This window comes from Candidatus Melainabacteria bacterium RIFOXYA2_FULL_32_9 (genome assembly GCA_001784615.1).
Classification (GTDB): Bacteria; Cyanobacteriota; Vampirovibrionia; order Gastranaerophilales; family UBA9579; genus UBA9579.
In genome coordinates, this window is record MFRQ01000064.1 from 711 (window position 1) to 12,380 (window position 11,670).

An 11,670-nucleotide genomic window follows, 5' to 3' on the forward strand; every position below is an offset into this window, starting at 1 on the left:
TTCATCAGTAGATAAGATGAATCAGACTCAAAGAACCCTATTCGTAGAAAAAATCCTTAATCATTTTGATAATAACGTTAATGGAAAAACATTCGCGTTATGGGGACTGGCATTTAAACCAAGGACGAATGATATGAGAGAAGCTCCTGCGATCACCATTATCAATACACTTCTTTCTAAAGGAGCAAAGATAAAAGCGTATGATCCTAAAGCCGTTGATGAAGCTAAAACCATATTTGGAGACAGCATAGAATACTCAAAGAATAATTATGAAGCTCTTGAAGGAGCTGACGCTTTAATTCTTGTTACTGAGTGGAATGAGTTTAGAAGACCTGATTTTGATAAAATCAAGAAACTCCTTAAGCAGCCTGTTATTTTCGATGGCAGAAATCAATACGAACCCAAACGTATGTATAGACGTGGCTTTACTTATTTCTCTATCGGGAAAGCTGCTGAAATCTCTAAAGTTATAACTCATTAATTAAACAAGATTATCTTTTATAGATAAGAATAAATCTATAATAAAGCTTTAATATATTGATGAGAAACGAGATCAAGGTCGTTAAAACCATCACTTAAGATTTTTTGAGCCAATTGTTCAGATTCATGCTTGTCTGTACAGTTATAACGCTCAGACTTATAATTGCAAAAGATTATTTTAGCGTTAGATGAAATATTTATTGCAACTTCGACCTCTTTTAAAAAGCGGATATCAGAACATACAATATTACTGCCTCTGCTTAGTTCTTTAGATACTTTGTTTTTCCATAATTCAATCCAAAAATCAGGAAATCTTTTTCTAATAGCCTGAGTGCCCAAATTCTGCAAAAATTGCCGTCCTGATAGCTCTTGATGAATTAAACCCTCACAGGATATAAGATTTTTCTTCTTAAATTCCTCATATTCTTCATCATTGTTAGGCTTCCATCCGAGGATATCCCATGCCATTTCTCTTAGAGAGTCACCGATATTAATTAGTTTAAAGCCATTTTCAATTAATAATTTAGATTGATAATCCTTGCCACTTCCCATGCAACCTACAAAACAAACTAAATCTGGCATTTGCCCCTCTCTTTCATAATTTTAATAATGCTTTATCTTCTAAATCTTAAAAAGAGAACCTTGAAAGGTTCTCTTTGATTAAATGTTAATTTTCTAATAATTCAGGCTGCATATAACTAAGTTCATGCCTCAATTCTTCAGCATCAACAGCAACAATATCTGACTGATCATCTTTCTTTAAGAAAACTCTGGAAATACCTGATTGAACGATAAATCTTTTACAGAGGATGCAAATTTGGTTATGTCCATAAATATACATTATAGAACCCCTACATTTTTCCTCACCAGCTTGCATTATTGCATTTTGCTCAGCATGAATTGATCTACAAGTTTCATATCTGGTACCGGATGGGATATTGTTCTTTATACGATAACAAAAACCGTTCTCCATACACGAAATTACTCTACTAGGAACGCCATTATAGCCTGTTGCTTTGATATGTTTATTTTGATCAACAACAACTGCTCCAACCTGCGCTCTAATACAATTTGACCTTAGGGCTATAGTTTTAGCTATCTCGAAGAAATAATTATCCCAACTAATCATAGTTCCTCCAGAAATAGATGTTCACCTATTTCTATTTTAGCCTTTAAATCATTATTGTAAAATTTATTTAGACTGCTTTACAAATAAAAATATTTACTTTATTTCGTATTGATTTATTAAAAAATCAGGATCAGATACATAATCCTCTTGCAGTAAAGAATTTAAAAATCTATTTAATAAAACAGGAACTAAATCTGCTGAAAGTCCGCTAAAATCTATTACGAATTCATTAATTCCTATTTTTTCTAAATATCTTAAGTGCTTAAATAAGTCTAAAACCTGATCTTTAAATAAATGCATTCTGCAAAATCCATCTACTGCTATTGGAAATAGTTTTCCTAAAGTTGGGTCTGAGACTGCGACGTTTCCACGATGACAAGGTGCAGTGCAGGATAAACGTGATAAAACGGCAGAATCATTATTTAAAGGACATAATCCTAAGCTTGGGATTCTTACACTACCTGCAATAGTTAGTTTTCTGTTCGGTATTTTATCTTTGATTTCATCTATACATAATTTTATGTTTTCGATATTTGTAAAGTTACTGAGATCTACAGTAGAAATATTATGCTGATTTGCTAAGCATAATACAGAAGAACTGTTTAATAGGCTTAATCCCTGACCAAGTTCAAAAGATGTTTTATTTAAATCCGCATCATTTACTAGTGTCCACCAATAGCCAATATTATTTACAATAATAGAAGATGGAAAAGGTAATTGAATGCATAATAGCTTTACATATTCATATACCCTGTCAAAATCTCTCTCATTTAATATCTTAGGAGTGCTTAGTTGTAGCTTTATATCATAATCAAGACAGTCTTTTTTAACTTTTTCAATAATCTTGTTGAAACTGTATCTGGATAAATCAGCTGTGTTAATAATTTCTCCGTATTCTATGGAATTTATAGGATTAAATTTAAGCTTTTTTATGTATTGTTTTAGATTTTTTAATTGTTCTAAGCTTGTTAACCTGATATTTAGTTTGGGAATCTTGAGAGTTCCAAATTTGGGTTTTTGAGCTAATCTAACTCTCTTGAATTTCCAGTTAAATTGTTGGATGTTTCCTGAAAACTTAAAATCTTTACCCTTAGAGCTTAAAAATTCTCCTGAAAAATGGTTGGATTTATAATAACTATTTTCAAGATTTCTAAAAGGTAATTTCTGGTTTTTATATAATGCAGGATTTTCAAGAATCTGCTCAATTAGATGAATTGCATTGAGAAGGGTTTTAGATTTTTCAAAACCTCCTTTTATTACAACTACATCAATAGCTTTGCTTTTAATAACCTCATCAGCTATCCAGGATAAATGGTCTGTATCTATGGAGAGATTGTGTTTAGTGTATTTCTTAATTTTTATGAGATTTTTTACATATATTTCTTCAGTAATATTAAAATTTTCAATTTTTTGAAATAAGCTAACAAATTCAATTCCCGCAAGGTTATGTATGTTTAATCCAGAGTCAATAAGCACTTTAAATGGTAGTTTTCGATTTTTTATAAATTCTAAAATATCGAAACTGTTAATTAATATGCCATCAATAGGGCAGGTAATTAAAAATTCAAGTAGGTTTCTAGCTTTTTCAAGATCTGATTCATTAATATTACTTTTAAAATTTATATAAAATTCAAAATTATATTTTTTAGCTTTATCTATATAATCTTGAATTATTTGGAAATTTTTTTCTTCAAGAAAAGTTGAGTGATAAGTGTAAACACTTTTACACTTAGTTTTTGTAACTAAGTCAAAATCTTTAATATCATTTATTGGAGTTAAAATTTTTGGAATTTTCATACGTTTAGAGTATTTTTTCAAATTTAAGTATAAGATATTTATACTTTTAAAAGCAAAAAATTAAAATACTATATATGAAGGATACTGCTTTAACCAGTATTTCTTAGAATAGCATTAAATATTAGTGTTAAAAGGCATTAAAAGGTGAGGGATATCTTACAAATAATTTTTATATTATTAATGAGTATTCCAATGTTAACAGGCTGTCTATTTGGTCCCTCCAAAACCCAAATAGACAATAAACCTGTTTTGCAGGAAAACGCAATGATTCCAGGTAGAAAACCTGGACAAGTTGTTACTGGCAAAATGGCTCAGGTGATGAGTGAAGAAGCAGCTATGCAGGTGGAAAAACCTGAATCGCGTTTTAATAATGAAACTGGATCACGTTTTAATGATGAAATGAATCAAACAAATCAAGTTAATAACCAGCCAAACAGGATAAGTGATAAGCTAAACCAGATAAATAGAGAGCTCTTTGAGGATAAAGAAGAAAAAGTTATTATTAGTATAAATAACCTTGGAAGAACAAATCCTTTTAAGCCTTTTCACGAAAGAAGTTTAATTGCTAATGTAAGCAATATTCCTCCACCTCCAATGTACAGTCCTCCGAGTCCGGAAATAAAGAAACTTTTAGGAGTAAAAGTGAGCGGTATTCTGTATGATCCTCCAGGATCATCAGCTATTATTAATATTGGGGAGAATGATTACCTTGTTCATAAAGGTGATCTGGTTTTTGATTATTACATAAAAGATATTACTGCTGATAAGGTTGTCATAAAGTATGGCAACAATGTTTATAAGGCGGGAATAGGTGAGGTTATTGCTGAGGTTAATAAAGATCCGGTTAAAGGAATTGATAAAATGTTTGGTGGTTCTCAAAAAATCTCTTCATTGCCTGAGATTAAAATAATTACTCCATCTTACGGTCCATAATAAATAGTTTAAGGAGCTGTTATTAATGAATAGAAGCGGTACAAATATATCAAAATTAACCTTGATTTTCTACATTGTAGGATTTTTAGGTTTAAATCCTGTGTTAGCTGCTCCTGTTGCATCTGACAAAGTTAAGTTTTTAAATGATTCAGAGACTCAAACATCTAATGGAGTTCAATTAAGAGGGACAATAGACGATATACATCCCAGTATTCAGCTTAAAGGCGGAGTAAAAATTGATAAAAATAATCAAGTAATAAGTCTCAATTTGCGGGATTCTGATGTTAAGCAGGTTTTAAGAATGTTTGCTGATAAAGCTGGCATGAATATTGTTTTTCATGATTCAGTTAATGGTAAAATAACTCTGGATCTTGTAAAGGTATCTCTTAATAAAGCTTTTGAGTATGTGATGACTATAAGTGGTTTAACATACTGGCAAGATGGTAATTCCTTAATTGTTGCATCTAAAGGTGTGGCGAGCGGATTAAGTATAAATAAGACTCAACTTAAACCTATTCAAATTAAATATCTTGATGCAGCATCTGTAGTTGATTTTTTGAATACAAACATTTTCTCCATTAATAGACCTGATATAAGCGTTAACCAGGTTGCAATATCAAATCCCAGAACAAACCAGGTGCTTATATTAGGAAATGAAAGTGATTATATTCTTGCTAAAAAGACTGTTGAAATTATTGATGTAAAGCCTGATATGAAAACTTTTAATGTAAATTATTCTAATCCTGAAGAAATAGCAAGCAATATATGCCTTACTGTTTTTAATTCAGGAGGTGGATCAACCGGATCAAGCAGTGAAGGAAGTTCATCAGGATCCGGATCAAGCTCAACAAGTGGTTCCGGGAGTGGTGCCTCTGGACAAATAGGAACCAGGGTGATTTGTAAAAGTACAGCTGCCACAAATAATGGTGGAACGTCTGACTCAGGTGGTGTTGCATCATCTTCAGGTAATTCTACAGGTGGGTTTACGGGTATAAATATTACTCCAAAACCATTAGTTACAAATGGCTATTCTGTAATAGCTGATTTTAATATGAATCAATTAACGATTTCTGGCTCTCAGCAACAAATTGATTTAGCTGAAGATTTAATTAAAAGATTTGATAAAAAAGAGCCACAGGTTTATATTGAGGTTTCTATTATAGAATTATCAGAAAGTGGTTCAAAAAGACTAGCAGGAACTATGTCAGGTAGATTTGGGACTACTACAGCTGCTTTCGCTGGCAGTTCAACAACTATAAACGATATAAGTGGTATATTGCGTAATTTAGATGCAGATAGCCGAAGGATATTTATTACAGAAATTAACTCTTTGGTTGAGCAACGTAAAGGAAAAGTACTTGCAAATCCTCGTATTATTGCAACAAATAATAGGACATCACAGGTTAATATTTCTTCTGATTATGTTCAAACCAGAACAGTAGAAAGAACAATTGTTGAGGGTGGTGTTCCAATTACTGAGACAACATATAGTCTTGGAGAAGCTGGTATTAAACTTGATATTACCCCTAAAATTAGTTCTAATGGATATGTTAATATCAATATGAAACCATCATACACCGCTATAAAAGAGCAGGTAAAAGAAGATGATCAACTTGTAGCAACGTTATTAAACAGACGTGATTTATCTTTAAATAATATTAGAATCAGAGATGGAGAAACATTGATATTGGGTGGTTTAGTTCAGGAAACAGATACTAAGGATGTTAAGAAAGTTCCTATTCTTGGTGATATACCAGTTATCGGTGCATTATTTAGAGATTCAAGTACTGAAAGAACCAAATCAGAGCTTATTTTAATGATAACTCCAAAAATACTTCAAGAAGATGAAGTAAGTGCTATATAAGCAAATATTATATGATGATAGATATTAATAATTTAACAAAGGTGATGGAATGAGCAGTTTTATTCCAGAAAATTTAAAAGAAAGTATCAATAAAGAATATATAAATAAGTTTTCTATTGATATATTAAAGCAGGAGAAGTTTGTTCCTATAAACAAGCAGGATGATTTTTTATATGTCGGAATTGTTGACGCAGAAAATAGGGAAAGACGAAATTCTATTTTAACAAAGGTTATCCTTACTACCAAATTAAAACCCAAAGTAATAGCCTTAACAGAGGAACAATTTGATGAGCTTATAATGTTTTGTGAAGAACAAAATAATGTGGCTGATGAGCCTGTATTAATTAAAATTGAGCCTCTTAATCAACCTGAAAAGCCTGATAACCATTTTGGTCAAGTTGATCAATTAAATCAAGATAGTCAAATTGACGCTGTAATTCCTAATATACGATCGAATAATGTCGCGTCTGGAGCTCCTCCTAAGAAAAAACTTGGAGAACAGCTTATTGGAGATGGCTTAATCACTGAAGAGCAACTAACCATGGCTCTTGCAGAAAGCAAACAAACAGGTACTCCTATAGGTTCTGTTCTTGTAAAATTGGGATTCATTCATATTGAACAATTGAGAGAAGCTTTATCAAGGCAGCAAGGGTATGCTCACGTTGAATCTAAAGATCTTAAGGTAGAACCAAACGTAATTAGGCTTTTGCCTGAAGACTTTGTTAAAGAAAATCAAGCTGTTCCAATAAGCACTGATGGGAAAACCATCGTAGTTGGAATGGTTCATCCTGACAATAAACAAGTTTTAAACGATATTATTTATCTCACCGGACTTAAACCTTTTCCTCTAATTCTTACTCACATTGAGTATGAAAAATGTATAAATAACTTCTTTGAAACCAAGAGAGAGACAGAGAAACTTATGGAAGAGATCTCTCTTGATGAAAACATTATTATTATGGAAGAAAGCCTATGGAATCAAGTTGAGAAAGAATTTGAAGATGAATCTAATATTGTAGCTAGATTTGCAAGTTCTTTAATTACAGAAGCCATAGAGAAAAAGGCCAGTGACATTCATATAGAACCTCGCAATGATAAATATGTAGTCCGTTATCGTACGGATGGTATTCTTAGACAGATTCTTGAGGTTCCTTCAAAGATAGAAAACCTCTTGATTTCCAGGTTAAAAGTTGTTGCAAGGATGGATATTGCTGAACATAGAAGGCCCCAAGATGGTAGTTTTACATTAAAATATAACAATAAATTATACAATTTAAGGTTAAATACATTGCCTGTTGGATCTAAGGAAAAGATGGTAATTCGTATTCTTAGATCTGAGATGAGAATAGTCAATAAAGAAAACAAGAAAATTGAGATTGTTGGAGCATTAGAAGAAGATATCAAAAAGATCGAGCTTATGACAACTTCACCTCACGGAATTATTCTTGCAACGGGTCCTACAGGAAGTGGTAAAACCACAACTCTTTATTCAATTTTAAATAGAGTAAATAATGAAATGGTGAATATTACTACAGTTGAAGATCCTGTAGAAATAAAGCTTGAAGGAATAAATCAAATTCAGGTTAACGCTAAAGCTGATATTACATTTGCATCTTGTATGAGAGCTATATTGAGACAAGACCCTGATATCATAATGGTTGGAGAAATTAGGGATATTGAGACTCTTGATGCAGCAATTTATGCTTCTCTAACAGGTCACCTTGTTTTAAGTACCGTTCACACAAATACTGCCACAGCTACTATTACAAGACTTATAAACATGGGTGCTGCACCATATTTAATAGCTTCTTCTCTTGTTGGAGTTATAGCTCAAAGGCTTATGAGAAAACTATGTCCAATGTGTAAAGAATTATACAACCCGACAGAGCAAGAACTTGAACTAATAGTTTCTAGTTCTGAGGATTATGATGGATTTATAGGAAATAAAATATATAAAGCAGTAGGTTGTAGTAATTGTGATGATATGGGTTATGTAGGTCGAATGGGTATATATGAAATTATGCCTATAAATCGTGAACTTAAGAAGATAATTACCAACTCTAATATTGCCCATGAAATTGAAGAAATAGCGGTTTCCTGTGGGATGAAAACCTTACAAAGATCTGGTTTGGACGCCATTCTTAAAGGTGAGACTACTATCAATGAATATATCAGAGTATTAGGAGCTAATAACGAGTAGTAATTTTAGGTGGAATAAGCATGCCGGTTTTTAGTTATACAGCATTAAAAGCGGGAAAAGATATAATTAATGGTAAAGTAGAAGCCTTATCTCTTAAAGAGGCTAGAGAAGCTTTAAGAGGTTTAAATCTTATACCAACTAAAATTAAAGAGGAAAAAACATCTAAAGATAAAGCTGAAACCAAGAAAAAATCTACAGAAAAAAAAGATAAAGTTAAAAGTCTAAGTATACGTGAAAAAATAGATTTCACTAATTCCCTTTCTGTTTTATCTAAAACAGGTATTTCTTTAGTTGAGGCATTATTTTTTATTGAACTAAATGCCGGCAGTAAAAAAGTCGCACTTTTATCAGCGGAATTGAGAAGGTTATTGCTTTCCGGTGCAAGTTTTAGTGAAGCGATCTTAAATATGCCGGAAGTTTTTGATCAGGTTTATGCTGGTATAGTCAGAGCAGGTGAAGAAAGTGGAGAATTAGATACTACTCTTGAAAGATTGGTGTTTCTTCTTAATAAACAAGAAAAGCTGAAAAGTAAAGTTATTGGTACATTAATTTATCCATGTTTTATTGTATTGCTTGCGATTTTTGTTAGCACTGTCATGATAACATTTGTATTCCCGGCTTTTAAAGAGACATATGCACAATCAGGGCGTAATCTACCCTGGATTACCCAATTCTTTATGGATTCAGGCGTTTTCTTAAGAAAATATTGGTTTGTTATTCCGTTAATGTTTGCAAGCGTAATTTATTCTATTTATTTTCTTTTTACCTGGCCAACCTCTAGAAAATTTATAGATAAATATGTTCTTGATATTCCTATAGTTAGTATGTTCATTAAATATGCTTATTTATCGAACTTTGTAAGTATATTAAAGGTATCTTTTGATGCTGGTATTCCTTTGGTAGATGGTATTTTGCTTGCAAACAAAACGGTGACAAATTATGAATTAAAAAAAGCATTGAGAGAATCTGCATCAAAAATTCAACACGGGCAATCTCTTTCTACAGCCTTAAGATTGACAGGATTTATTCCTGGTATTGTCATGTGTATGATTGCTACAGGTGAAGAATCAGGTCAATTAGGTGAAACATTATATCAATCAGAGCTTTATATTGATACTCAATTAGAACGTCTGATTGAACTATTAAACAAGTTATTTGAACCTATATTACTTTTAGTAATTGGTTGTATAGTATTAGTTCTGGCATTAGCATTGTACTTACCTTTATTCCAGAATTACTCAAATATGATGTAATAATTGGATACAACATAATAAGAGAGAGAAAAAATGGATATAAAACCTGAAGGAAATGAAAAAAGTTTATCTGCTGCTTTATCTGGTGTATGGGCAGAAAAAGTTCTTGTATTTACTAATGATTATGAAATTGAAGGCTATGTTTTTATGCCTAAAACAGGCAAAAAAAATAGGATATTATCAGATATTTTAAATGGTTCAAGACGTTTTATGGCAGTTAAAGATGCTAAAATAACTAATAAAAGAAATCCTGAGCAGCAGGAATTTCACGGATTTATCCAGATTAATTTGGATACAATCGTTCTCATAAGACCTACTAATTAGAATGATGGTTATTTTGCTGCTTGTTTTGGTTTTTTCATTTCGACTATAGCTTTTTCATATTGAGCTACAATACCCATTAATTTCCAAAATCTATCTACAGACATTTCCATATGATTATCCAGATTATTAGTTTTCATATCTGCATATTTTTGAACAAGTAGTTGATCAATTCGATCACGTGCACCTATGTATGGAGACATATTTTATATTTCCCCCCAAATTACATAATATATTCTATATATATAAAAATAAACAAACTAAATTAATTGCTAAAAAACATTGCTTTATTAAGAAGATTTAAAATAACCCAAATTTTTAGAATTTTTAGAACGGTCCACTAGCTCTTTTATTCAAGGATGTAATAAAAAATTCTGATGATTGTTGTAAGAGGTTATGTTATTGGAGGAGCCTTGAAAATGCGGAGCAATTTTCACAGCGACGGAAATAATATAACCTCCTTAACTTATACAATCTACTAAGGAACAAACAAAAAATTATTGCGTATTTTAAAACGCAAATCTGTCATTGCGAGCGAAGCGAAGCAATCCATTAAATAATGCTATAATTTGGATTGCCACGTCGGGCTTTCAGCCCTCCTCGCAATGACAATATCACTTTATGCGTAAGTATTTTTTGTTACCTCCTTAGTAAATACAAATATGTTAGATTTAGGCGCTTAAATTTTGTATAATATCGATAAATGATATTTAAATGGGAAAAGATAATGAGTAAAAAGCAAGTAAGCTATACTTTTTGTCCAGAATACGAACTTAATGAGGTAAGAGAAGCAATAGAGAAAATTTTTTCTTCTTTTCCTGATTTAGAGGACAAATTTAGATCACAAACACCTGTAAATGTCTTATTAAAACCCAACCTTTTAGCTGCCAGGCACCCTGATAAAGCGATAACAACTCATCCTGTAGTTTTAAAAGCAGTAATTGATTATCTCAAACAGTTTAACTGTAATATAACTATAGCTGATAGTCCGGCTGGTGTTTATAATGATAAGGCTCTTGAGAAATTATATAAAGCTTGCCAAATAGACACTATAGCACGAGAAACGGGTTGTAGTTTAAATTTTGATGCTTCTGATCAAGTTATTAATTTACCGGAAGGAAAAGTTCTAAAGAAATGTTTGATGATTAAGCCTGCTGTTGAAGCAGATTTTATTATTAACATAGCTAAACTTAAGACACACACTTTAACAAGGCTTACTTGTGCTACAAAAAACCTCTTTGGGATTATGCCTGGAGTCTTGAAATATCGTCAGCATATTGTAATGCCGGATCTTAAAGTGTTTTCACAGATGCTGTTAGATATAAACAAGCATTTTGAGCATAAAGTTTTTCATATTGTTGATGGTATTATTGGCATGGAAGGTGAAGGACCGGGCAGCAAAGGAGAACCAAAATTTGCAGGTGCATTATTTGGTGGGTGGGATTCAGGTTCGGTTGATATTCTTGCTTGTCATATTATGGGCATGCCGGTTAATACTGTTCCTACTTTAGCTAATTATAAAGGTTTAGAGGACATTAATATACTTGCTTTTGATGAAATAAGAACTCATAATTTTAAATTACCTCCTGTAAGATATAAGAGTCTCCCTGATTACATACCTGACTGGGTGCAAAATATCTTAATGGAGTTGATGGTAGCCAAACCTTTAATAGATTCAAAAACTTGTAAAAAA

11 protein-coding genes are annotated in these 11,670 nt (G+C 31.9%); 7 read left to right on the top strand and 4 right to left on the bottom strand.

Annotated features, from left to right (window positions below):
• The first annotated feature begins 16 nt into the window (after positions 1-16).
• Positions 17-481, top strand: a complete 465-nt coding sequence (locus A2255_05000) for a hypothetical protein (GenBank protein ID OGI21190.1) — start codon at positions 17-19, stop codon at positions 479-481.
• A gap of 35 nt (positions 482-516) precedes the next feature.
• Here A2255_05000 and A2255_05005 read toward each other — a convergent pair whose 3' ends face one another.
• From A2255_05005 to A2255_05015, 3 genes are all read right to left on the bottom strand, one after another.
• Positions 517-1,062 carry a hypothetical protein gene (locus tag A2255_05005; protein ID OGI21191.1) on the bottom strand — a complete coding sequence of 182 codons (546 nt, stop codon included), beginning with the start codon at positions 1,060-1,062 and terminating at the stop codon, positions 517-519.
• Positions 1,063-1,147: 85 nt separating this feature from the next.
• Complete coding sequence (locus A2255_05010) at positions 1,148-1,609, bottom strand: hypothetical protein (GenBank protein ID OGI21192.1); 462 nt, start codon at positions 1,607-1,609, stop codon at positions 1,148-1,150.
• 93 nt (positions 1,610-1,702) lie between these two features.
• Positions 1,703-3,406 carry a hypothetical protein gene (locus tag A2255_05015; GenBank protein ID OGI21193.1) on the bottom strand — a complete coding sequence of 568 codons (1,704 nt, stop codon included), beginning with the start codon at positions 3,404-3,406 and terminating at the stop codon, positions 1,703-1,705.
• A 180-nt stretch (positions 3,407-3,586) separates the two neighbouring features.
• On the opposite strand from A2255_05015, the gene A2255_05020 reads away from it, so the two are divergent.
• The 5 genes from A2255_05020 (at position 3,587) to A2255_05040 (ending at position 9,980) form a co-directional block, all read left to right on the top strand.
• Positions 3,587-4,339 carry a hypothetical protein gene (locus A2255_05020; protein OGI21194.1) on the top strand — a complete coding sequence of 251 codons (753 nt, stop codon included), beginning with the start codon at positions 3,587-3,589 and terminating at the stop codon, positions 4,337-4,339.
• 25 nt (positions 4,340-4,364) lie between these two features.
• Positions 4,365-6,203, top strand: a complete 1,839-nt coding sequence (locus A2255_05025; protein ID OGI21195.1) for a hypothetical protein — start codon at positions 4,365-4,367, stop codon at positions 6,201-6,203.
• Positions 6,204-6,648: 445 nt separating this feature from the next.
• Positions 6,649-8,403, top strand: coding sequence for a hypothetical protein (locus A2255_05030; GenBank protein ID OGI21200.1), 1,755 nt, complete (start codon positions 6,649-6,651; stop codon positions 8,401-8,403).
• A gap of 20 nt (positions 8,404-8,423) precedes the next feature.
• A complete protein-coding gene (locus tag A2255_05035) occupies positions 8,424-9,656 on the top strand; it encodes a hypothetical protein (protein OGI21196.1) in 1,233 nt (410 codons plus the stop codon).
• A gap of 33 nt (positions 9,657-9,689) precedes the next feature.
• Positions 9,690-9,980, top strand: a complete 291-nt coding sequence (locus A2255_05040) for a hypothetical protein (GenBank protein OGI21197.1) — start codon at positions 9,690-9,692, stop codon at positions 9,978-9,980.
• 8 nt (positions 9,981-9,988) lie between these two features.
• On the opposite strand, the gene A2255_05045 is transcribed toward A2255_05040, so the two are convergent.
• Positions 9,989-10,180 (bottom strand): hypothetical protein, encoded by a 192-nt coding sequence (locus A2255_05045; protein OGI21198.1) that lies wholly within the window; start codon positions 10,178-10,180, stop codon positions 9,989-9,991.
• Positions 10,181-10,704: 524 nt separating this feature from the next.
• On the opposite strand from A2255_05045, the gene A2255_05050 reads away from it, so the two are divergent.
• The coding region (locus A2255_05050) for a hypothetical protein (protein OGI21199.1) at positions 10,705-11,670 on the top strand (966 nt) is incomplete at its 3' end.